The 21,581-nt window shown below is 71.1% G+C and carries 18 protein-coding genes; 11 read left to right on the top strand and 7 right to left on the bottom strand.

What is annotated here, in order from left to right; genetic code table 11:
* Window positions 1-3: 3 nt before the first annotated feature.
* The gene (locus FHS07_RS07315) at window positions 4-2,874 is read left to right on the top strand and encodes an HAD-IC family P-type ATPase (protein ID WP_183419151.1); all 2,871 of its coding nucleotides are present in this window, start codon (window positions 4-6) and stop codon (window positions 2,872-2,874) included.
* 91 nt (window positions 2,875-2,965) lie between these two features.
* Here the strand turns inward: FHS07_RS07315 and FHS07_RS07320 are convergent, their stop codons facing one another.
* Both FHS07_RS07320 and FHS07_RS07325 read right to left on the bottom strand, forming a co-directional pair.
* On the bottom strand, window positions 2,966-3,601 hold the full coding sequence (locus tag FHS07_RS07320) for an iron dependent repressor, metal binding and dimerization domain protein (RefSeq protein WP_183419152.1): 636 nt from the start codon (window positions 3,599-3,601) through the stop codon (window positions 2,966-2,968).
* A 9-nt stretch (window positions 3,602-3,610) separates the two neighbouring features.
* Complete coding sequence (locus FHS07_RS07325; RefSeq protein WP_183419153.1) at window positions 3,611-5,080, bottom strand: Nramp family divalent metal transporter; 1,470 nt, start codon at window positions 5,078-5,080, stop codon at window positions 3,611-3,613.
* Window positions 5,081-5,350: 270 nt separating this feature from the next.
* Here FHS07_RS07325 and FHS07_RS07330 point away from each other — a divergent pair, with 270 nt between their 5' ends.
* Complete coding sequence (locus FHS07_RS07330; RefSeq protein WP_183419154.1) at window positions 5,351-6,025, top strand: TrmH family RNA methyltransferase; 675 nt, start codon at window positions 5,351-5,353, stop codon at window positions 6,023-6,025.
* A 63-nt stretch (window positions 6,026-6,088) separates the two neighbouring features.
* On the opposite strand, the gene FHS07_RS07335 is transcribed toward FHS07_RS07330, so the two are convergent.
* Window positions 6,089-7,417, bottom strand: coding sequence for an MATE family efflux transporter (locus FHS07_RS07335; protein WP_183419155.1), 1,329 nt, complete (start codon window positions 7,415-7,417; stop codon window positions 6,089-6,091).
* Window positions 7,418-7,510: 93 nt separating this feature from the next.
* Between FHS07_RS07335 and FHS07_RS07340 the strand changes: the two genes are divergently transcribed.
* The 4 genes from FHS07_RS07340 to FHS07_RS07355 all read left to right on the top strand — a co-directional run bounded on the left by FHS07_RS07340 (window position 7,511) and on the right by FHS07_RS07355 (window position 11,943).
* Window positions 7,511-9,493, top strand: coding sequence for a M13 family metallopeptidase (locus FHS07_RS07340; RefSeq protein ID WP_183419156.1), 1,983 nt, complete (start codon window positions 7,511-7,513; stop codon window positions 9,491-9,493).
* Window positions 9,494-9,535: 42 nt separating this feature from the next.
* The gene (locus tag FHS07_RS07345) at window positions 9,536-10,504 is read left to right on the top strand and encodes a serine hydrolase (protein WP_343054636.1); all 969 of its coding nucleotides are present in this window, start codon (window positions 9,536-9,538) and stop codon (window positions 10,502-10,504) included.
* A gap of 255 nt (window positions 10,505-10,759) precedes the next feature.
* Window positions 10,760-11,035 carry a hypothetical protein gene (locus tag FHS07_RS07350; RefSeq protein WP_183419158.1) on the top strand — a complete coding sequence of 92 codons (276 nt, stop codon included), beginning with the start codon at window positions 10,760-10,762 and terminating at the stop codon, window positions 11,033-11,035.
* 14 nt (window positions 11,036-11,049) lie between these two features.
* Window positions 11,050-11,943, top strand: coding sequence for an FHA domain-containing protein (locus tag FHS07_RS07355; protein WP_246383138.1), 894 nt, complete (start codon window positions 11,050-11,052; stop codon window positions 11,941-11,943).
* Between the two features lie 310 nt (window positions 11,944-12,253).
* Here the strand turns inward: FHS07_RS07355 and purU are convergent, their stop codons facing one another.
* Window positions 12,254-13,135, bottom strand: a complete 882-nt coding sequence (purU, locus tag FHS07_RS07360; RefSeq protein WP_183419159.1) for a formyltetrahydrofolate deformylase — start codon at window positions 13,133-13,135, stop codon at window positions 12,254-12,256.
* A 217-nt stretch (window positions 13,136-13,352) separates the two neighbouring features.
* Here purU and FHS07_RS07365 point away from each other — a divergent pair, with 217 nt between their 5' ends.
* Window positions 13,353-14,675, top strand: coding sequence for an MFS transporter (locus FHS07_RS07365; RefSeq protein ID WP_183419160.1), 1,323 nt, complete (start codon window positions 13,353-13,355; stop codon window positions 14,673-14,675).
* A gap of 32 nt (window positions 14,676-14,707) precedes the next feature.
* Here the strand turns inward: FHS07_RS07365 and FHS07_RS07370 are convergent, their stop codons facing one another.
* Entirely contained in the window at window positions 14,708-15,106 is a 399-nt protein-coding gene (locus tag FHS07_RS07370; RefSeq protein WP_183419161.1) for an MFS transporter permease, read from the bottom strand.
* A 172-nt stretch (window positions 15,107-15,278) separates the two neighbouring features.
* Here FHS07_RS07370 and FHS07_RS07375 point away from each other — a divergent pair, with 172 nt between their 5' ends.
* Complete coding sequence (locus FHS07_RS07375) at window positions 15,279-15,965, top strand: GNAT family N-acetyltransferase (protein ID WP_183419162.1); 687 nt, start codon at window positions 15,279-15,281, stop codon at window positions 15,963-15,965.
* A gap of 36 nt (window positions 15,966-16,001) precedes the next feature.
* Here the strand turns inward: FHS07_RS07375 and FHS07_RS07380 are convergent, their stop codons facing one another.
* Window positions 16,002-16,211 (bottom strand): multidrug transporter, encoded by a 210-nt coding sequence (locus FHS07_RS07380; protein ID WP_183419163.1) that lies wholly within the window; start codon window positions 16,209-16,211, stop codon window positions 16,002-16,004.
* A 5-nt stretch (window positions 16,212-16,216) separates the two neighbouring features.
* A complete protein-coding gene (locus FHS07_RS07385) occupies window positions 16,217-17,029 on the bottom strand; it encodes an SDR family oxidoreductase (protein WP_183419164.1) in 813 nt (270 codons plus the stop codon).
* 440 nt (window positions 17,030-17,469) lie between these two features.
* Between FHS07_RS07385 and menC the strand changes: the two genes are divergently transcribed.
* The 3 genes from menC to FHS07_RS07400 all read left to right on the top strand — a co-directional run bounded on the left by menC (window position 17,470) and on the right by FHS07_RS07400 (window position 21,442).
* Window positions 17,470-18,603: an o-succinylbenzoate synthase gene (menC, locus tag FHS07_RS07390; RefSeq protein WP_183419165.1), complete on the top strand. Its 1,134-nt coding sequence runs from the start codon at window positions 17,470-17,472 to the stop codon at window positions 18,601-18,603.
* A gap of 248 nt (window positions 18,604-18,851) precedes the next feature.
* On the top strand, window positions 18,852-20,240 hold the full coding sequence (locus FHS07_RS07395; protein ID WP_183419166.1) for a glycine--tRNA ligase: 1,389 nt from the start codon (window positions 18,852-18,854) through the stop codon (window positions 20,238-20,240).
* Window positions 20,241-20,362: 122 nt separating this feature from the next.
* Entirely contained in the window at window positions 20,363-21,442 is a 1,080-nt protein-coding gene (locus tag FHS07_RS07400) for an alpha/beta hydrolase (RefSeq protein ID WP_246383140.1), read from the top strand.
* Window positions 21,443-21,581: the final 139 nt, after the last annotated feature.

A 21,581-nucleotide genomic window follows, 5' to 3' on the forward strand; every position in this document is an offset into this window, starting at 1 on the left:
CGCATGGACCAGGCGACAGCCGACAGCATCGATTCCGCCGACCTCCGCGGCCTGAGCGCCGCCGACGTCGCCGAACGGGTCGCCGCCGGGCAGACCAACGCCTTCAGCGCCGACAGCAGTCGCAGCGCGTGGAACATCGTGCGGGCCAACGTCTTCACGCTCTTCAACGCCATCGTCGCGGCGTGCTTCCTCGTACTGCTGCTGCTGGGGCGCTGGCAGGACGCCCTTTTCGGCGTGGCCGCCCTGTCGAACGCGGTGATCGGCTGCGTGCAGGAGTTCCGCGCGAAGGCGGCCCTCGATCGGCTGGCGCTGTTGAACGCCCCTCGTGCCCGAGTGCGTCGCGAGGGCGTCGACACCGAGATCGCGCCTCCCGACGTCGTGCGAGACGACCTGCTCGTCCTTCGAGCGGGCGATCAGGTGCCCGCCGATGCGGTCGTGGTCGACTCGCGGGGGCTTCAGATCGACGAATCGATGCTGACCGGCGAATCGGATGCCGTCGACAAGCGCCCCGAAGATGAAGCGCTGTCGGGATCGATCGTCGTCGCCGGCGAGGGAACGGCCCGCGTCGTGAGAGTCGGCTCCGAGTCCTACGCGAACACCTTCGCCGCGGAGGCGAAGCGCTTCCAGCTGGTGTCGAGCGAGCTGCGCACCTCGGTCGACCGCGTGCTGAAGTGGGTCGGCTGGGGGATCGGCCCGATCGGGCTGCTCGTGCTGAACGCGCAGATGATGGTCGCCGGCGGGTGGGTGCAGGCGTGGCAGCAGGGCACCTGGCAACAGGCGGTGGTGAACACGATCGCGTCGTTGACCGCGATGATCCCGCTCGGACTCGTGCTGATGACCTCGATCGCCTTCGCCGTGGGTGCCGCGCGATTGGCGGGGCAGAAGGTGCTCGTCAACGAATTGCCCGCGGTCGAGGGTCTCGCCCGCGTCGACGTCATCTGCCTCGACAAGACCGGCACGCTCACGGCGGGTGAGATCCGCTTCGACGACGTGCTGACCCTCGAGGAGAGCGCCGGGTGGCGTACCGCCCTCGCCTGGTACGGCGCCGCGGCGGATGCGAACGCCACCGCGAAGTGTCTGCGCGAACCGTTTCCCCTCGATGAGCCGATCGAGGCGGCGCGGCGCATCCCCTTCTCGTCGGCGCGCAAGTGGAGCGCGGTGTCGTTCGCATCCGGAGGCACCTGGATCCTCGGCGCGCCCGAGATGGTGTTCGGCGATCTCGCCGCCGACGCGAGCAGCGAGTTGGGTGCCGCCGTCACGCGGCTGGCGTCATCCGGCCGTCGCACGCTCGTGCTCGCTCACTCCGGCGCAGCCCTCGACGACATCGACGTCGAGGAGGAGCGGCTGCCCGCGGCCCCCGTCGCCGTCGCCGTTCTGACGTTCGTCGAGGCCGTGCGACCCGACGCCGCCGACGCGCTGGCGTACTTCCGGGAGCAGGGCGTCGGCGTGCGCGTCATCTCGGGCGACAACCCGCGCACCGTCGCCGCGATCGCCCGCGAGGTGGGACTCGAGGTCGACGAGGGCTACGACGCGCGGCGCCTGCCCGAGGACGACGCCGAGCTCGGTCTCGTGCTCGAGCAGCACAACGTCTTCGGTCGCGTCACGCCCGACCAGAAGAGACGCATGGTCACCGCGCTCCAAGCGCGCGGTCACGTCGTGGCCATGACCGGCGACGGGGTCAACGACGCTCTGGCCATCAAGACGGCCGACATCGGCATCGCCATGAACTCGGGTGCCGCGGCCACCAAGGCGGTCGCCCGTCTCGTGCTGCTCGACGGACGCTTCTCGCACCTGCCCTCGGTGGTGGCCGAGGGGCGCCAGGTCATCGCCAACATCGAGCGCGTCTCGATGCTCTTCCTGACCAAGACCGTGTACGCGACGGGCCTCGCCGTGCTCTTCGGAGCGCTCGTGATGGAGTTCCCTTTCCTCCCACGGCAGCTGTCGATCACCGACGGCCTGACCATCGGCATCCCCGCGTTCTTCCTGGCGTTGCTGCCGAACACGCAGCGCTACGTGCCGGGGTTCCTCAGGCGATCGTTGAGCTTCGCGATCCCGGCCGGGCTCGTCATCGCCGTCTCGCTCACGCTGTACACCCGCGTCGCGATGAGTATCGGTCTCAGCGTCGAACAACTGCGTACCGGGGCGACCATCATCCTCGCGATCGTGGCGATCTGGGTGCTCACCGTGCTGTCGCGACCGGTGACGCGGGTGAAGGTGCTCGTCATCGGTGCGATGTTCATCGCCCTGACCGCGATCTTCACGGTGCCGGCGCTGGGGGAGTTCTTCCAGCTGCGGGATCCGGGCGAAGACGGCGCGGCGGTCATCACGGTGGTCGTCGTCGTGGCCATCGGCGCGATCGAGGTCGTCCGTTTCGCGCACCGCCGCTTCGTGCGGCGTTCACTCGTCGCCCGATCGGGTGGCCGGCCCGACGAGATCGATGACGCGACCGCCACCTCCGCGCGGCGGCGGCCCTCGGCCGTCTCGGCGGCGATCGTGCTCGTGTACGTCGGCGGCTTCATCAACACCGCGCTGGGCATCGTCGTGCTGCTCGCCCGCTACGGGGTGCCGGACGATCTCGTGCTCCCCACCTCGCTCGTCGGCGCGGCGACCGTGCTTCTGGGGCTGCTCACCGTCGCGGGCGGATCCGCCCTCTCGCGCGGCAGTGCGCTCGCGCGCAACCTGCTCACCGCGTATCTCGCGCTGCTCGGCGTGCTGCAGGCCGTGGCCATGATCCTCACCGAGCTCGACCCGGTGCTCACGGTAGCGCTCGTCGCGGCGGTGGCCGTGATCATCGCGATCTGGGTGCCCGCGGGCTCTCGACGGTGGTTCCACCCCGCACCGGCTGGCCGAGGCGCATCGACGCCGTCCGGTTGACGTCCGGCCGGGTGCCCCGCCGAGGCGGCGGTCAAGCCGTCAGCCAGACCGACCGGCTGCACCCGTCCCGGACGCCGCGCCGCGGCGGCGCTCAGGCCGTCAGCCAGACCGACCCGCCCGCCCCCACGGGAAGGGTCACCTCGACACCGTCGGCGCGAACGACCTCGTCGGACACGACCTCGAGCTCGTGCCCCACGTCGATGCGGCGTTCGACGAGCGCGCGCAGCAGCTCGGGATCGCGGTCGCTCACGCGCAGCACGCGTCCGGCGTGGCCGGTGGGCGCTTCGGTCAGCAGCACGAAGGGTTCGCGGTGCACCACGCCTTCGGCATCCGGGATCGCGTCGCCGTGCGGGTCGAACCGCGGCCGCCCCAGGCGTTCGTCGATGCCCTCGAGCAGGCGCTCGCTCAGCGCGTGCTCGAGCACCTCGGCTTCGTCGTGCACCTCGTCCCACGCATAGTCGAACTCGCGCACGAGCCACGTCTCGATGAGCCGGTGGCGACGGATGACACCGGCCGCACGACGAGCGCCCGCGGTGGTCAGCGAGACGGGCCCGTAGGGGCGGTGGGTGACGAGCCCTTGCGCGGCAAGCTTCTTCACCATCTCGGTCACGCTCGAGGGGGCGAGACCCAGCACGCCGGCCAGCTGCGAGGGCGTGATCGGTGTGTCCTGCCACTCGGTGTGGTGGTAGATCGCCTTGAGGTAGTCGTCGGATACGGGCGATTCCACGCCGTCAGCCTATCCGCCCGTGAACACCAGCCACAGGAGCACGACGTTGAGGGTGATGAGGAACACGGATGCCACGACCCCGGCGACGGTCGTCAGCATGCGGTTGCGGTAGGTGCCGAGCACCGTGGCCCGGGCGGTGAGCACGACGAGGGGGACGAGCGCGAACGGGATGCCGAACGACAGCACCACCTGGCTGAGCACGAGCGCGAGGGTCGGATCGACGCCCAGGGCGAGGATCACGAGCGCCGGCACGAGCGTGACGAGCCGGCGCACCACGAGGGGAATCCGCGTGCGGAGGAGCCCGTGCATGATCTCGGCGCCCGCATAGGCGCCGACGGAGGTCGAGGCGAGGCCGCTGGCGAGCAGGCCTACCGCGAAGAGCGTCGCGACCACGGGACCGAGACCCTCGCGGAGTGCGGCGTAGGCACCCTCGAGGCTGTCGGTGCCGTCGACGCCGGCGAGGTTCGCCGCCGCCAGCAGCAGGATCGCGAGGTTGACCGTGCCGGCGACGGCGAGGGCGATGGTGACGTCCCAGCGGGTCGCGCGCAGCAAGCGCGGGGTGGAGATGCCGCGGGCGTTCTCGAGGCGGGAGTGCGCGGCGTCGATCGGGTCGGCAGCGGCAGCGGCAGCGGCAGCGGTCGCGGTCGTGGTCGGCGCCATCGGCGCCGCGGCCCGTGTCGACGGTCGAGAGGCGGCGTCGGCGTCCGGCATGCGGGGCCCGGACGAGGTGGCATCCGATGTCGCGCGTGAGGAGGCGGTGACCGACGGTGCGAGAACGGGAGCGGCCTCGAAGCCGCTCGTCGGGGCGAACCGGTCGCGGGCCAGCGCCGAGTGCGCATAGATGGCGTGCGGCATGATCGTCGCGCCGAGGATGGATGCCGCGAGCAGCACCGACTCCGTGCCCTCGAAGCGCGGAACGAGCCCGCCGATGACGCCGTCGGGTGCGGGTGGGGCGAAGAAGAGGCCGAACGAGAAGCCCACCGCGATGACGACGAGCAGTCCGATCAGCACCGTCTCGAACGCCCGGGCGCCCCGCCGCGTCTGCACGAGCAGCAGGCCCATCGACACCACTCCCGTGATCGCGCCGCCCCACAGCAGAGGGACACCGAAGAGCAGGTACAGCGCCACGGCTCCGCCGATGACCTCGGCGACGTCGGTGGCCATCGCGACGAGCTCGGCCTGCAGCCAGTACGCGCGTCGCGCCCACGGCCGGCGGATGCGGCGACCGAGCACCTGGGGCAGGCTCTCGCCGGTGACGATGCCGAGCTTCGCCGAGAGGTATTGGATCAACCAGGCCATGACGTTGCCGAGCACGACGACCCACACCAGCAGGTAGCCGAACGCGGCGCCGGCGGTCATGTTGCTGGCGACGTTGCCCGGGTCGAGGTAGGCGACGCCGGCGACCATCGCGGGGCCGAGGAGCCAGAGGGCGCGCCCCGGCGCGTGGCGGCGGTCCACGGCACTCGCTGTTTTCGGCATGCCGAAAAGTTACCAGGATTTCGGGTGGCCGAAAAGTGAGAGGACGAGTTGCCCCGTGGTCCGCGTCGAGAGGACATCCGGGGAGCGGACGACCGGGTTCGCGGAATCCGTCCTCCCTTCCCCGAACCACCTTCGGGCCTGTGGGTCCGCGCCCGCCCCGGCCCGCGGGTCCGGCTCAGGCCCCCGGCCCGCGGGGCCACGCGGCGCCCCGGTCCGCGGGCCCCCGCGCCGGTCCGCGGGGCGTACCGCCCGCCCGGGTAGCCTGGAGAGGTGACGGATGCCGACGAGCCCACGCCGGCGCCGGGCGGCGACGAGGCCGCCGCGGCGCGTACCGACCCGTCGCCGACGCACGGTGTCGGCCCTTGGCCGGGGGGACCCGCGCACTGGCCGGACGGTCCGCGCTACGACCCCGAACTGCTCGCGAACGGCGACACCCGCAACGTGGTCGACGCTTACCGCTACTGGACGATGGAGGCGATCGTCGCCGACCTCGACGCCCAGCGGCATCCGTTCCACGTCGCCATCGAGAACTGGCAGCACGACCTCAACATCGGCTCGATCGTGCGCAGCGCCAACGCCTTCCTCGCCGCCGAAGTGCACATCGTGGGCAAGCGCCGCTGGAACCGCCGCGGGGCCATGGTGACCGACCGGTACCAGCACGTGCGCCACCACGAAGACGTCGCGGCCTTCGCCGCGTGGGCGCGCGAGGCGGGTCTGCCCGTGATCGCCGTCGACAACGTCGAGGGATCGGTGCCCGTGGACCGGGCGGATCTGCCCGAGGCCTGCGTGCTGCTGTTCGGACAGGAGGGGCCGGGGTTGTCGCCCGAGGCGATCGCCGCAGCCTCCGGGGTGGTCGAGATCACGCAGTACGGCTCGACGCGTTCGATCAACGCGGCCTCGGCGGCGGCTGTGATCATGTACGAGTGGTGCCGCCGCTGGGCATGAGCCGTGGCGCGTGCGAGCGTCCGGTCCCGTCGACGGGCTCACGGGCCTCGCTCGTGTGAGGGCTCAACCGCCGGCCGTCATCCAGGCCTTCCCGCGCACCCGCAGGCCCAGCGTGAGCGCCCTCGCGAGCATGTAGACGCCGAAGAACGCCGCGGCCACCCACGCGAGACCCGCCGCGCCACCCCCGGCGAACATGCCGACGAGCACGAGCGCGGGCACGTACGGCACGAGGTTCAGCACGCCGGCGAGGGCGAGGTAGCGCGCGTCGCCCGCGCCGATGAGCACGCCGTCGAGCACGAAGACGAACGCCGCGAGCGGCTGCGCCACCGCGAGCACGAGCAGCGCCGGCTGGATGAGCGCGGCGATCTCGGCATCCCCCGTGAAGACGAGGCCGATCACGGCCGATGACGCCGCGACCACGCCCCCGACCGCCACACCGAACCACACGCCCCACGCGCTCGTGCGAGCGAGGACGCGTCCGACCGTGTCGATGTCGCCGGCGCCGAGGGCGCGCCCGATCAGCGCTTGAGCGGCGATCGCCAGGGCGTCGAGCGCGAAGGCGGCCGTCGAGAAGATGGTGAACGCGATCTGCCAGCCCGCCAGCTCGGCCGAACCGAGACCGGTGGCCACGGTGACGGTCGCGAGGAAGGCCGCGCGCAGGCTGACCGTGCGGAGGAAGAGCCAGCCGCCCGACCGCACGGTTCCTCCGAGGCCCTCGCGTTGCGGACGCACGGACGCCGCGTGCAGACGCGCGAGGCGCCGCACGACCAGGACGTAGGCGCCCACCATGCCCCACTGGGCTGCGACCGTGCCCACGGCGGAGCCGGCGATGCCCCACCCGAAGCCGTAGATGAACAGGGCGTTCAAGGCCGCGTTCGCGCCGAAGCCGAGACCCGCGATCCACAGCGGCGTCACGGTGTTCTGCATGCCGCGCAAGAGGCCGGTCGCGGCGAAGACGATCAGCATCGCGGGAAGGCCCCACATCGAGATCGTCAGATAGGTGCGGGCGTTCTCGGCCACGTCGGGCGCGGCACCGAACACGTCGACGACCAGCGGGGACAGGATCGACCCCACCGCGGCGAGCACCGCACCGAGCGCGAGGGCCAACCACATGCCGTCGATGCCCACCGACACGGCGCGACCCGGTTCGCCCGCACCGAACCGCCGGGCGACGGCCGGGGTGGTCGCGTACGCGAGGAACACCATGAGCCCGACGATCGTGTGCAGCACCGCCCCGGCGATGCCGAGGCCCGCCAACGGAGCGACGCCGAGGTGCCCGATCATCGCGGCGTCGACGATGAGGAACAACGGCTCGGCGATGAGCGCGCCGAGTGCCGGAACGGCGAGCCGCAGAATGGAGCGGTTCAGCGTCTCGGGCGGCGATGTCGTCACTCCCCGAGCCTAGGACGCACCCCCGACACCGAACCGGACCCACCCGCCGCGGGTTCGGAGCCGGCACAGAGAACCGGCCTTTATCCTGTCTGCATGACCGACATCCCCCGCTCCTCCGGTCTCGCGCTCGACGAGCTCAGCGACGAGATCCGCCCCCAGGACGACCTGTTCCGCCACGTGAACGGCCGTTGGCTGGAGCGCACCGAGATCCCCGACGACAAGGCCCGCTGGGGCTCGTTCCACCTCATCGCCGAGCAGGCCGAGGCCGACGTCCGCACCATCGTCCAGGAGTCGCAGCACGCCGAGCCGGGCACCGAGGCCCGCAAGATCGGCGACCTGTTCGCGAGCTTCATGGACACCGAGCGCATCCAGACCCTCGGCCGCGAGCCGCTGGCGCCGCAGCTCGGGCGCGTCGACGGCGTCGACGGCATCCCCTCCTTCCTGCGACTCGTCGGAGAGCTCGAGCGCGACGGTCTCAGCGGCCTGCTCACCCTGTTCGTCGAGCCCGACCCGGGCGCCCCCACGCGCTACGTGCCCGTGATCTACCAGGGCGGCATCTCGCTGCCCGACGAGAGCTACTACCGACTCGACAACTTCGCCGAGACGCGTGAGGCGTACCGCGGGCACATCGCGCGCATCCTCGACCTCGCCGGCGTAGCCGAGGCCGCGGCATCCGCCGATCGTGTCTTCGCCCTCGAGACCGAGATCGCCTCCGCACACTGGTCGCGGGAGGACAGCCGCGATTCGGTGAAGACCTACAACCTGAAGACGTGGGGCGACGTCGTGGCGCTCTCGGGCGTCGACCTCGAGCCCTGGCGGGCGGGGGTGGCCCCGGGTCACGAGGATGCCTTCGCCGAGGTGGTCGTGTACCAGCCGAGCTTCGTCGGGTCGCTCGGCGGGCTGCTCGTCGATGGGCGCCTCGAGGACTGGAAGGCGTGGCTGCGCTTCAAGATCGTGCACGCGGCGGCGGCTTTCCTCTCCGACGACTTCGTGGCCGAGAACTTCGCGTTCTACGGCACGCAGCTCACCGGCGTCCCGGTCAACCGTGAACGGTGGAAGCGCGGCGTGAGCCTGGTCGAGGCGGCGCTGGGCGAGGCGATCGGCAAGGTCTACGTCGAGCGGCACTTCAAGCCCGCAGCGAAGGATGCCATGGACGGCCTCGTCGCCGACCTGATCGAGGCATACCGCCGCTCGATCCAGGATCTCGAGTGGATGACCGACGAGACGCGTCAACGTGCGCTCGCCAAGCTCGACACCTTCGTCCCGAAGATCGGCTACCCGGTGCGGTGGAAGGACTACTCCGACGTCGAGGTCGATCCGACCGACCTCGTCGGCAACGTCCGTCGTGCGCACGTGTGGGAGCACGACCGCCAGCTCGCCAAGGTCGGCCAGCCGATCGACCGCGACGAGTGGTACATGACCCCGCAGACTGTCAACGCGTACTACAACCCGCTCATGAACGAGATCGTGTTCCCCGCGGCGATCCTGCAGTACCCCTTCTTCGACGCCGATCGCGACGCCGCCGCCAACTACGGCGGGATCGGTGCGGTCATCGGCCACGAGATCGGACACGGCTTCGACGATCAGGGCAGCCGCTTCGACGCCGACGGGTCGCTTCGCGACTGGTGGACGGATGCCGACCGCGCGGCCTTCGAGGAGCGCACGAAGGCCCTCGTCGCCCAGTACGAGGCGCTCGTGCCGCAGGGCCTCGGCGACGAGCACCACGTCAACGGGGAGCTCACGATCGGTGAGAACATCGGCGATCTCGGGGGTCTGGGCATCGCGATCGCCGCGTACCGCCTGTTCCTCGCGGAGCAGGGTGAAACCGAGGGTGAGGGACCCGTGGTCGACGGGTACACCGGGATCCAGCGCCTGCTACTGAGCTGGGCGCAGATCTGGCAGCAGAAGGGCCGGGATGCCGAGACCATCCGCCTTCTCACCATCGACCCGCACTCGCCGAACGAGTTCCGGTGCAATCAGATCGTGCGTAACATCGACGCGTTCTACGCGGCCTTCGACGTCACCGAGGGCGACGCGCTGTGGCTGGACGCCGACCAGCGCGTCACCATTTGGTGAGGTCGCGTTTGTTGTCTTCATAACGAAGAAGGAGCCACGCTCGTGGGCATGCCCCCGGTTCCCGAGCCCGCCCTGCCCGATCCCATCGGCGGGCCGGTGGCGTCGTCGCGACGCGACGCCCCGGCCCTGCGGGGCGCCGGCCGCAAGGGACCCAAACGCCTGCCTCGACGCGCGGCGGCGGGGAGGCGTTCGTTCACGGCGACGTTGCGCGCCCTCGACGAGCTGGCTGCGTCCGGTGCCCAGGTCTCGGTGCGCATCGACGACCTCGACGGGGGAGCGCAGGTGCTCGCGGGCGACGATTTCGTCACCCTCCCGGTCGGCGGTCTGGGGGTCGTGCCTCTGCTGGTCGAGGTGGCCGCGGCCTTCGAGGACGGGCGCATCGATCCGCTCGAGATCCTCGATCGCGCCGCGGTGCAGGGCGCCGCGCACGGGGGCGTGTGGCAGCACCTGAAGGCGCCGGCCCTGCCCCTGATCGACGTCGCCATGCTCGCGGCGTCCTCGGGCGACGCTCTCGCCGTCAACGCGCTGCTGCACCGTGTGGGACTCCAGGCCGTGCGCGCGCGGATCGAACAGCTGGGACTGCGGCGTACCGCCCTGCTCGATCGGTTCCGCGACGACCGCGGCCCCGACGACGCCCCTCACCTCGCCCTCTCGACCGCGCGCGAGATGGCCCAGGTGTTCGCGGGGCTGGTGAACTCGACCGTCGTCTCGCCCGGTGTGAGCGCGCAGGTCGCGGAGTGGCTGAGCCTGAACCACGATCTGTCGCTCGTGGCATCCGCCACCGGACTCGACCCCTTCGCGCACGAGAACGACCAGCACGGGTTGCTGTTCGTCAACAAGACCGGCCGCGCGGCGGGGGTGCGCGCCGAGGCGGGCGTTCTCGGGGGTCCCCGCGCGGGAGTCGCCTACGCGCTCATCGTCAACTTCGACGACCTCACGATCGCGCACCGGCTCCGCGCGCACGACGCGTTCCGCGTGCTCGGGGTCGAACTCATGGAGTACGTGTACTGACGCGCAGCGGGTCGCGTCCGTTCGTCGACCTGCACGAGTCGTCCCTCCCTCACGTCCTCGTCCCCACGCGCGCCACGGCGGGTCGGGGGTGCCGTGGCGAACGCGCACCGCGGGCGCCGAGCTCTGCGCGGAGGGACGGTCGGTAATCGTCCCCCTCCGGCGACGAGAACGCAATCCCTCCCGGGCGCCACCTCCTCGCTGGGACCCTGGGGGCCCACCGATCGAAACAGCTTGAACGAAAGGGACTCCGAGGCCATGTCTGACTCCTCTTCCACCACCGATCCGTTCGCCGACTCCAGCGGACCCGAGGGCCACTCCATCACCGACTGGACCGACCTCGGTCGCGAGATGTGGTCGTACCTGACCGGCCGCGGCGCCGCCGTCAACTACTCCTTCGTCGACATGACCGTCGAGGTGCCCCGCGACATCGGTCCCGACGCGCCCCGCGCGACGTGGAAGCTCAACGGCACCCTCCGCGTGACCACGAGCGACGACACCGCGGCCGGGTCCGACCCGCACCGCGGCAGCTGAGGGGCGGCGCCATCATGGTGCGCCTCGACATCGACCTCGCCTTCTCGGAGCACGAGGAGGGGGAGGATGCCGACACCCCGCCGTTCGAGGGTACGATCACGGCCGCGGGGAGCGAGGTGCGCATCGTCGTGAGCGATCCCTCGCGGTTGCCCGGCAACGGCCGGCGAACGCTCACCGAGCTGTCCACGGTCGCCGACGCCCTGGCATCCCGAGGCATCTCGGTGAAGCTGGAGGGGCCGGACGGTCCGATCCTGCACCTCGGCGATGTCAAGAAGAGCGCTTTGCAGCGGGCGATGACCGGGTCGCGTCACATCCGGCTGGGGTCGGTCGCGGCCGTCACGCCTCTGCTCACGCGCCGGAACAAGGGGCGGGCATTGGCGTTCCCGATCCCGCCCGAAACGCCCTTCCCCCTCGTGCCGACGGTCGGTCGCACTGTTCGCCGACGGATCACCACGACGCACTACACGCCCGGTTCGGGGCGACCGCGACTCATCTTCGCGGTCGGCGATGCGAGTTGGGACGGCTCGCGACCGCGCGAGTTCGACCTGTTGCCGACCAAGACGGTGATCGGGTCCGGCGAAGAAGCCGACCTGCGGCTGCCGGGCCTGGCGCCCGTGCACGCCGAGATCCGCCACGAGGGCGACGACGAGTACGTGCTGTACGGCTTCGATGTGGTCGGCGGCGGCGGGGCGCGCGAGCAGGGTCCGGGTCGCGACGGCGGCGGACGGATCCTCCGCACCGGTGCCCGCATCGAGCTGGGCGACTGGCGGCTGGCTTATTTCCGCGCCGAGTTCGCCGATCACGGCCGCCCCTACGGCGGACGCGTCGGCGGCGAGCTCGCGCGTCAGCGCAAGCAGTCTCCCCGGGGCGGCACCGGTCCGCTCAGCCGCGCGAGCGACCCCGACTGACACCGCACCGGGTCGGCCGGGCTCGCGCTCGGCCGGCCGGGGACGTCGAAACGGCATCCGTTCGTCGCGAATTCATCCCTCGTCGAGGCCGCATGTGATTACCTTCCATCGGATGCGGTCTCGATGAACGAATGCGTCCTCGGTCGGGCAGGGCTCGTGGTCGTCTCGGCCCGACCGCCTGGGCGCGCATGTTCGCCGGGACCGCCGTCGGTTCCGGTAGGCGACCTATGGTTTCGGCATCCGCCCCGGCCGTCGATTCCGGATGCCGACGCCGGATGCCGGACGCAGGATGCCGGACGCCGGCACTGACTCAGAAGACGATCGTGTGGTTGCCGTCGCGCAGCACGCGGTCTTCGGCGTGCCACAGCACCGCGCGCGCGAGCACCTGACGCTCGACGTCGGCGCCGCGGCGGGCGAGTTCGGCGGCCGAGTCGGCGTGGGTGACCCGCACGGTGTCCTGCTCGATGATCGGGCCCTCGTCGAGGTCGCTCGTGACGTAGTGCGAGGTGGCGCCGATGAGCTTGACGCCGCGTTCCTTGGCTTTCTTATAGGGTTCGGCGCCGATGAAGGCCGGCAGGAACGAGTGGTGGATGTTGATCACGGGCACGCCGATCTTCTCGAGGAAGTCGGGCGAGAGGATCTGCATGTACCGCGCCAGCACGATGAAATCGACGTTGCCGACGAGCAGCTCGAGGATGCGGGCCTCGGATGCCGACTTGTCGGGCCCGGGCGTCGACGGCACGTGGAAGAAAGGCACGCCGAAGGACCGCACGTCGTCGGCCGAGCTGGTGTGGTTGGACACGACCATCGAGATGCTGACGGGCAGGTCGCCGCGGCGGTGACGCCACAGCAGGTCGAGCAGACAGTGGTCCTGCTTCGACGACAGGATCGCCATGCGCTTCGGCGTCGACAGATCGGTGAGGTTCCATTCGAGCTCGAAACCGTCGCCGAGGGTCTTCGCGAGGTCTGCCTCGATCTCGGGCATGGCCGCGGGCAGGTCGGGGCGGTGGAAGACGACGCGCTGGAAGTACGCACCGCCGCGCAGCTGGTCGGAGTACTGGTCGAAGGCGACGACGTTGCCGCCCTGCCGCGCGATGAGGGCCGAGACGGCGGCGATGATGCCGGGGGTGTCCTTGCCGTGCACGATGAGGCAGGCGTGATCGGGCTGCAGATGGGGGCTCGCGGAGACCATCGGACCATTCTGCCGTGCCCGCGTGTCGCCCGCCGACCATTCGCCCCCGTCGACGAAGCGCCGGCTTCGACGGTGAGCGGGGCACCGGGGTACGGAATGTGCACCGGGGCGGTCGGCGCGCACCCCGGTGCACATTCCACGCCCCGGCGTCCGATCTCGACCCCCGAGACAACGTCCCCCCGCCGTGGTGTCGGGGGTCCCGGATAGCCTGGATGCCATGACCTCACCCCCGCGCCTCGACCGGCCGGGGTGGCGCACCTGGGCGCTGTGGGGCGTGGGTCTGCTCGCGTACGTCGTGTCGATCGTCAACCGCACCTCCCTCTCGGCGGTCGGGGTGGACGCAGCGGTGCGCTTCGATGCGGACGCGTCGGCGCTGTCGATGTTCGCCGTCATCCAGCTCTTCGTCTACGGCGCGATGCAGATCCCCGTCGGGCTGCTGCTCGACCGGTTCGGTGCGCGTCCGGTGATCGCGATCGGCATGGTCCTGATGGCGGTGGGACAGCTCGTCATGGCGTTCGCCGACGCCGTGGGGATCGGCATCCTGGCCCGCGTGCTCATCGGCGCGGGCGACGCCGCGATCTTCCCCAGCGTGCTGCGCGTGATCGCGACGTGGTTCCCGGCGCAACGCGCTCCGCTGCTCGTGCAGATGACGGGCATCATCGGCCAGTTCGGTCAGATCATCGCCGTGGTGCCGCTGGCCGCCCTGCTGCACGCGACGAGCTGGAGCGTCGCCTTCGGCAGCGTCGCGGGCCTCGGCCTGCTCTTCGCGGTGCTCACCTATGTCATCATCCGCAACCGTCCGCCCGAACGCCGCGCCGACCCGGTCGACACCTCGGTCGACACGCAGACCGGCGCGATCCGCGTCGTGACGTCGTCGGCCGACCTGCGCCAGGGATTCCGCGAGTCGTGGGCGCATCCGGGCACACGCCTGGGCTTCTGGTCGCATTTCGCCACGCCCTTCGCGGGTACGGCGTTCATGCTGCTGTGGGGCTTCCCCTTCCTCACCGCCGGTGAGGGCCTCGCGCCGGCCACCGCGTCGCTGATCATGACGACGCTCGTGCTGTTCGGCATCGTGTGCGGACCCGTGATCGGTGCGCTCTCGAGCCGCCATCCCACCCGCCGCTCGCGGTGGCTGGTGCTGCCGGTGGTCGTGTTCCAGGCCGTGATCTGGATCGTCGTGATCGCCTGGCCGGGGCCGGCGCCGGTGTGGCTGCTGGTGGTGCTGATGTTCGCCCTGTCGACCGGGGGCCCGGCGTCGATGATCGCGTTCGACCACGCCCGCACCTTCACCCCCAGCCACCGCCTCAGCACCGCCACCGGCATCGTGAACGGCGGCGGGTTCCTCGCGGCCCTCTTGGCGATCCTCTTCATCGGCATCGCGATGGACCTGCAGGGGGCGGGCACGCCCGAGACCTACTCGCTCGACGCGTTCCGCCTCGCCTTCCTCACGCAGGTGCCCCTGTGGGTGATCGGCGGGATCGCCATCGTCATCGAGCGCGGCCGCACGATCCGCCACGTGGGCGGCGTGCTGCCCCGCTGACGCCCGGGCACGCCTCGGCGCCGCGCGCGAGGTCAGCCGCCGGTGACCCGCTGCCAGAGATCGATGAGGAGCGGCACGATGTCCGACGCCCGGTCGGCCGACCCGACGGCCACGGCGATGAGGGGGAACACCGTCACCGCGAGGGCGACGAGCACCGCGATGATCGCAAGGGTCCATGACATCCACGGACGGCGCCGTGTGACGGCCAGCAGCAGCGCACCGGCCACGACGACGAGGCCGAGCAGGGTCACTCCGACGACGCCGGCGAAGGGGAACGGCACGAGGCCGGCTGTGCTCGCCGTCGTCGCGGCGAGGAAGCCCACGAGCGGCAGGTAGAGGGCCAGGGCGATGATCGCCGTCAGGGCGGCACCGACACCGGTCGCGATATAGACGCCCCGGGGTCGGCGCGCGCGGGACGATGAGACGCGCATCACGGGAGCACCTCGGACGACGTCTCGCCGCGGGCCGTGAACCTGGATGCCATGTCGTGTCCTCTCGTCGGTGACGCATTCGTTCGCATACGCCAGTGGGACGCGGTGACGAGGCGAAACGTCACGCGACAGCGGCACCCGAGACGCCGGGCGGCGATGAAAGACTCGGAGCATGAGCGCGATCGTGATCCGCACCCTGGACGACGTCGACGGCATCCATGAAGCCGCCCGAGTCCTCGACGAGGTGTGGGGCGAGCAGGGCACGATGCCGGCGAACATCCTCCGCGCCCTCGAGCACGCGGGCAACTACGTCGTCGGCCTGTTCGACGGCGACCGGATGATCGGAGCGTCGGCAGCCTTCTTCGGCCCGCCCGCCGAGAGGTCGATGCACTCGCACATCACCGGCGTCCTGCCCGGCCACCAGGGGAGAGGTCTGGGGCGGCAGCTCAAGGACCATCAGCGCGCCTGGGCGCTGGATCGTGGTGTCGGACGCATCACCTGGACGTTCGACCCGTTGGTGGCCAGGAACGCCTACTTCAACCTCGCGGTCCTCGGCGCCCGCGTGACCGAGTACCTCGTCGACCACTACGGGGAGATGGCGGATGCCGTGAATCGCGGCGACGAGTCCGACCGTCTCCTGGTCGAGTGGCCTCTCGCGGAGCCCCCCGCGTCGCCGCCGACGGATGCCGAGGTCCTGGCCGTCGTGGCCGTGCCCGACGACATCGAGGTTCTCCGTCGCGACGACCCGACCCTCGCCGCCGAGTGGCGCAGGCGCGTGCGCGACGACCTGCGCGGGCAGCTGGCATCCGGTCGCCGCATCGGCGGCTTCGATACCCGCGGCTACCTCATGGTCACGTGATGCGCGGGGGAGCGACGCCTGCTCGCCCCCGCGCGGTCACTGCTCGGTGATCGGAACGTCTTCTTCCGACGCCGGGTCGCCCTGACCGGGACCCGGGCGGACGGCCGCGTCATCGCGCACGTCGATGCGGGTGACACCGTCACGGTGACTCACGTCGAAGCGGGGCGCGGCGTCTTCCTCCGTCGCCTTCGGCGCGCTCGTCAGCTGATCGTGGCGGTTCTCTTCGAAGCTCTTCTCGTCGCTCATCGCTCTCACTCCTCGCCGGCCGAACGCCACGCGTCCGATTCCATGTGCGAGCCCGCCTGCGGGCCCATGTGCAGCATCCCGCCGTCGACGACCCAGCTCGCGCCCGTCACGTACGAGCCCGACGGCGAGGCGAGGAAGCGGATGACGTCCGCGATCTCCTCGGGCTTGCCGGGGCGTCCGAGGGGGATGCCGGGGCGATGGATGCGGTCGGCGTCCTCCGCCGACATGTCGTTGATGGGGGTGGCGATCTCACCGGGGGCGACCGCGTTCGCCGTGATGCCGTACTGGCCGAGTTCGAGGGCCATCGTCTTGATCAGGCCGCCGACGCCGTGCTTCGCGGCGACGTAGGGCGCGGAGCCCACGCGCGGCTGGTGCTCATGGACACTCGAGACGACGATGAGCCGGCCCCCGTTCCCGGCCTTCACCATGCGGCGGGCGGCCGTGTGCAGGGCGAGGAAGGCGCCGTCGAGGTTGAGCGAGATGTCGGTGCGCCAGGTGTCGAAGTCGAGGTCGAGGAACGAGCCGCCGATTCCGCCGCCGGCGTTGTTCACGAACACGTCGAGGCCGCCGAGCTCGTTGGCCATGGCGTTGACGGCATCCGGGACCGCGTCGAAGTCCGTGGCGTCGAACTGCGAGACGATCGCGCGGGCGCCGCGGGCACGCACCGCCTCGGCGACCTCTTCGGCACCGTCCTTGTCGGAGTGGTAGGTGATCGCGACGTCGATGCCGGCGTCGGCGAGGGCGAGGGCGGTGGCCGCGCCGATGCCCGAGTCGGAGCCGGTGACGATGGCGTGGCGGGGGGTGAAGTCGTCGCTCATGCGCCCGACGGTACGCGTGCGCCCCCGCGACATCGGCGGCCTTGCCACCGCCCGGTGCGGGCGTTACGGTCGCGGCCGGCCGCCGGGTGGGTCGCGGCCCGCGGCCCGCGGCCGGCGGCCCGCGGGCGTGCCGGGGCGTGCCGGGGCGTGCCGGAGGGGGCCGGGCCGGAGGCGTGCGCGGGACACAACGCAGGAGACTCGGGCGGCCTCGGCCGTGGTTCTGGTGGGGTCGGGTCCGGCGGCGACGGTTTTCCTGCGTTGTGTCCGGACGGCGTCCCGCACACCCCGCGCACATGCCGCGGCGACGGCCCTGATCACGCTCGACGGAGGAATACGCGGGATGCGACGCGGGCGGAGGGGCGGGGGCCACCCGCGGGACGGTCGGCACCCGACCGCCGATCTCCGGCACCGTGCGCGCGCGACCCCGCTACCCTGCCCCCATGCCCCTCACCCGCGCCGCCGCCCCCGTGACCCTGGATGCCGTGGAGCTCCGCGTGCTGCAGATCCCCCTCGTATCGCCGTTCACCACGTCGTTCGGCACCGAGACCGTGCGCGAGGTCATCGTCGTCACGGCCGAGACGCCCGACGGGCGCGGGTGGGGCGAGGTCGTCACGCAGTCGGAGCCGTCGTACTCCAGCGAGTACACGCAGGGCGCGTGGGACGTCCTCACCCGCTTCCTCGCCCCGACGCTGCTCCGGCGCCGCACTCTCGCGCCCGAGGACGTCAGCGGCATCCTGGACGGGGTGGTCGGGCACCGCATGGCCAAGGCGGGTCTCGAGCTCGCCGTGATCGACGCGGCTCTCCGCGCCGAGGGCCGCGGCTTCGCGCAGTACCTCGGCGCCGAGAACGACAGGGTGCCCTCGGGGGTCTCGGTCGGCATCCAGCGCGACCCGCGGGCTCTCGTCGACGCCGTCGGCCGATACCTCGACGAGGGGTACGTGCGCATCAAGATCAAGATCAAACCCGGCCGCGACGTCGACGACACCGCCGCCGTGCGGGCGGCCTTCGGCGGGATCCCGCTGCAGGTCGACGCGAACTCGGCCTACACGCTCCAGGATGCCGAACTGCTCGCCGAGCTGGACCGCTTCGACCTGCTGCTGATCGAGCAACCCCTGCAGGAGGACGACCTGGTCGATCACGCGACGCTCGCGAAACGGCTGAGCACCCCGGTGTGCCTCGACGAATCGATCGTGTCCGACAAAGCGGCCGCTGACGCGCTGGCGTTGGGGTCGGCGGCGATCCTCAACATCAAGGCGGGCCGCGTCGGCGGCTACCTCGAGGCCGTCGCGATCCACGACCGCGCGGTGGCCGCCGGCATCCCGGTGTGGTGCGGGGGCATGCTCGAGACCGGAATCGGACGCGCCGCGAACGCCGCCCTCGCAGCCCTCCCCGGGTTCACGCTGCCCGGGGACATCTCGGCATCCGCCCGCTTCTACGATCGCGACATCGTCACCGAACCCGCGGTGCTGGAGGACGGACACGTGCGGGTGCCCACCGGCGCAGGTCTCGGCGTCGAGGTCGACGCGGCGGCGCTGGAGGCGTTCACCGTGCGCCGCGAGCGGATCACGCGGTGACCGGTGGGCGGCAGGGGATGTCCGAGGCCGATCTCGCCCTGGCCCGTCGGCTCCGTTCCCCCACCCGAGGCGCCTGCCGCGACCTCGCCTCCCCCTCCGTGAACGTCGCGGGGCCCTCCCCGCAGAGCGGGCGGCAGGAGCGCGACCGGGCGCGAGCCGACGGGCCGGGCGAGATCGGCCCGCTTCGATAAACTGGACCCCACGCACTCGCGTCCGATCCCCACATCTTTGCGACCATTGGAGCCACCGTGGCCGAACAGTCCCGCCTCGACAAGGTCATCGCCCTCGCCCGCCATCGCGGGTTCGTGTTCCAGGCCGGTGAGATCTACGGCGGTTCGCGCTCGGCTTGGGACTACGGACCCCTCGGTACGGAGCTGAAAGAGAACATCCGCCGTCAGTGGTGGCAGACCTTCGTCCGCGGTCGCGGCGACATGGTGGGCCTGGACTCGAGCATCATCCTGCCCAAGCGCGTGTGGGAGGCCTCGGGCCACGTCGCCACCTTCACCGATCCGCTGGTCGAGTGCCTCAGCTGCCACAAGCGCTTCCGCGCCGACAACCTCATCGAGGACTTCGAGGCCCGCAAGAACCGCAGGGCCGAGAACGGTCTCGCCGACGTGCCGTGCCCCAACTGCGGCACCAAGGGCCAGTACACCGAGCCCAAGTCGTTCTCGGGCCTCGTCAAGACCTACCTCGGCGTCGTCGACGACGAGTCGGGCCTGCACTTCCTGCGCCCCGAGACCGCGCAGGGCATCTTCGTGAACTTCTCGAACGTGCTCACGGCATCCCGCCGCAAGCCCCCCTTCGGTGTCGGCCAGGTCGGCAAGGCGTTCCGCAACGAGATCACACCCGGAAACTTCATCTTCCGCACGCGCGAGTTCGAGCAGATGGAGATCGAGTACTTCACCCCGCCCGCCGAGGCCAACGAGTGGTTCGAGCACTGGGTCGAGGCGTGCTGGGACTGGTTCATCGAGCTCGGCATCGACCCCGAGAACATGAAGCGGTTCGACGTGCCCGAAGACGACCGCGCGCACTACTCCGCCGGCACGATCGACGTCGAGTACCGCTTCGGCTTCCCGGGCAAGGAGTGGGGCGAGCTCATGGGCGTCGCCAACCGCACCGACTACGACCTCAAGAGCCACTCCGAGGCCTCGGGCCAGTCGCTCACGTTCTTCGACCAGGCCTCGGGCGAGAAGTACACGCCCTACGTCATCGAGCCGTCGTTCGGTCTGACGCGCGCCATGATGGCGTTCCTCGTCGACGCGTACCGCGAAGAAGAGGTGCCCAACGCCAAGGGTGGTACCGACACCCGCACGGTGCTCAAGCTCGACCCGCGCCTCGCGCCCGTCAAGGTCGCCGTGCTGCCGCTCTCGCGCAACGAGCGTCTGTCTCCGCTGGCGCGCGAGGTCGCCGACACCCTGCGCGCGGCCGGGTGGAACATCGACTTCGACGACGCCGGCGCCATCGGCCGTCGCTACCGCCGCCAGGACGAGATCGGCACCCCGTTCTGCGTCACCGTCGACTTCGACTCGCTCGACGACAACGCCGTGACGGTCCGCGACCGCGACACCATGGCCCAGGAGCGCATCGGACTCGACGCCCTGCACGGTTACCTCGCGGAGCGTCTGCGCGGAGCCTGACGCTCTCGTCGAACGCCCGGATGCCGTCGCCCGAGGGTGGCGGCATCCGTTGTTCCCGCGGTCGTCGGGCCGCGGAGCGGACGACGTCGCCTGCGCCTGCCACACTGAGCAAGGGGGGAGCCATGGGAGCGAAAACGATGCCGCATCCGGATGCCGAGTACCCGACGCCGCGGCGTCGGCGGCGACGTCTCGCCGTGTCCGCGGCGATCATCGTGGGTGTCGCACTCGCGGTCACCGCGATCTTCTCGCTCACCCCGTGGCCGTCGGCGATGATCGTGCGGGCGGTCTTCGAGAAGAACGGCGCCGACACCGTCGCCGAGATGCAGCGCTACGTGCCCGACACACCGCTGCGCACCGAACTCGGCGTGCCGTACGGCGACGCGCAGGACGGTGCGGGTGGCGACGACACGACCCTCGACCTGTTCACCACGGCCGACAAGGGGGAGCGCCGCCCGGCCGTCATCTGGATCCACGGGGGAGCCTGGGTCTCCGGCTCGTCGGCCAACGTCGATCCCTACCTGCGCATCCTCGCCACCCACGGATACACCGCGATCGGTCTGAACTACAGCCTCGGCCCCGAGCAGGTCTACCCGACGGCCGTGCGCCAGATCAACGACGCCCTGGCCTACATCGACGCGCACGGCGACGATCTCTCCGTCGACCCCGCCCGGATCGTGCTGGCCGGGGACTCGGCGGGCGCGCAGCTCGCCAGCCAGGTGACCGCGCTCACGACCGACAGCGAGTACGCCGACCTTCTCGACATCGCACCGGCGCTCTCGGCGCCGCAGCTCGTGGGGGTCGTGTTGAACTGCGGCATCTACGACCTGCGGTCGATGGACGACCTCAACGGCCTGATCGGGTGGGGATTCTCGTCATCGCTGTGGGCGTACACCGGCACCAAGGACTGGTCGGTCGAGAGCTCGGGCGCGACCATGTCGGCGATCGACTTCGCGGCATCCGGATTTCCGCCGACCTACATCAGCGGCGGGAACGGAGACGGGCTGACCTGGTTGCAGGGGATCCCGATGGCGCAACGCCTGCGGCAGCTCGACGTCGATGTGACCACGCTGTTCTGGCCGGCGGATCACACCCCCGCCCTGCCGCACGAGTACCAGTTCCACCTCGACCGACCCGAGGCGCAGCAGGCGCTCGCCGAGACGTTGACGTTCCTGGCGAAGGTGGCACCGCTGACGGTGGAGTGACTCGGTCACCGGGTTCGACCGCCACCGGCGTGGGGCTCTGGCGGCGGCGCGTGCGTTGCCGGGAGGGCGGCGTTCGGCGCGTGGGGCTCTGGCGGTGGCGCCAGCGTTCGCGGCACCGCTCGAGGGGGCGTTCAGCGGG

It is taken from the genome of Microbacterium proteolyticum, from assembly GCF_014192415.1.
In the GTDB taxonomy this organism is placed as follows: domain Bacteria; phylum Actinomycetota; class Actinomycetes; order Actinomycetales; family Microbacteriaceae; genus Microbacterium; species Microbacterium proteolyticum.

Excerpts from the sequence above, each read along its gene's own strand:
- FHS07_RS07315 (WP_183419151.1), top strand. The coding sequence starts at position 4 with ATGGACCAGGCGACAGCCGACAGCATCGATTCCGCCGACCTCCGCGGC.
- FHS07_RS07325 (WP_183419153.1), bottom strand. The coding sequence starts at position 5,080 with ATGCCGAAAACAGCGAGTGCCGTGGACCGCCGCCACGCGCCGGGGCGC.
- FHS07_RS07340 (WP_183419156.1), top strand. The coding sequence starts at position 7,511 with ATGACCGACATCCCCCGCTCCTCCGGTCTCGCGCTCGACGAGCTCAGC.
- FHS07_RS07350 (WP_183419158.1), top strand. The coding sequence starts at position 10,760 with ATGTCTGACTCCTCTTCCACCACCGATCCGTTCGCCGACTCCAGCGGA.
- FHS07_RS07355 (WP_246383138.1), top strand. The coding sequence starts at position 11,050 with ATGGTGCGCCTCGACATCGACCTCGCCTTCTCGGAGCACGAGGAGGGG.
- purU (WP_183419159.1), bottom strand. The coding sequence starts at position 13,135 with ATGGTCTCCGCGAGCCCCCATCTGCAGCCCGATCACGCCTGCCTCATC.
- FHS07_RS07365 (WP_183419160.1), top strand. The coding sequence starts at position 13,353 with ATGACCTCACCCCCGCGCCTCGACCGGCCGGGGTGGCGCACCTGGGCG.
- FHS07_RS07370 (WP_183419161.1), bottom strand. The coding sequence starts at position 15,106 with ATGCGCGTCTCATCGTCCCGCGCGCGCCGACCCCGGGGCGTCTATATC.
- FHS07_RS07375 (WP_183419162.1), top strand. The coding sequence starts at position 15,279 with ATGAGCGCGATCGTGATCCGCACCCTGGACGACGTCGACGGCATCCAT.
- FHS07_RS07380 (WP_183419163.1), bottom strand. The coding sequence starts at position 16,211 with ATGAGCGACGAGAAGAGCTTCGAAGAGAACCGCCACGATCAGCTGACG.
- FHS07_RS07385 (WP_183419164.1), bottom strand. The coding sequence starts at position 17,029 with ATGAGCGACGACTTCACCCCCCGCCACGCCATCGTCACCGGCTCCGAC.
- menC (WP_183419165.1), top strand. The coding sequence starts at position 17,470 with ATGCCCCTCACCCGCGCCGCCGCCCCCGTGACCCTGGATGCCGTGGAG.
- FHS07_RS07400 (WP_246383140.1), top strand. The coding sequence starts at position 20,363 with ATGGGAGCGAAAACGATGCCGCATCCGGATGCCGAGTACCCGACGCCG.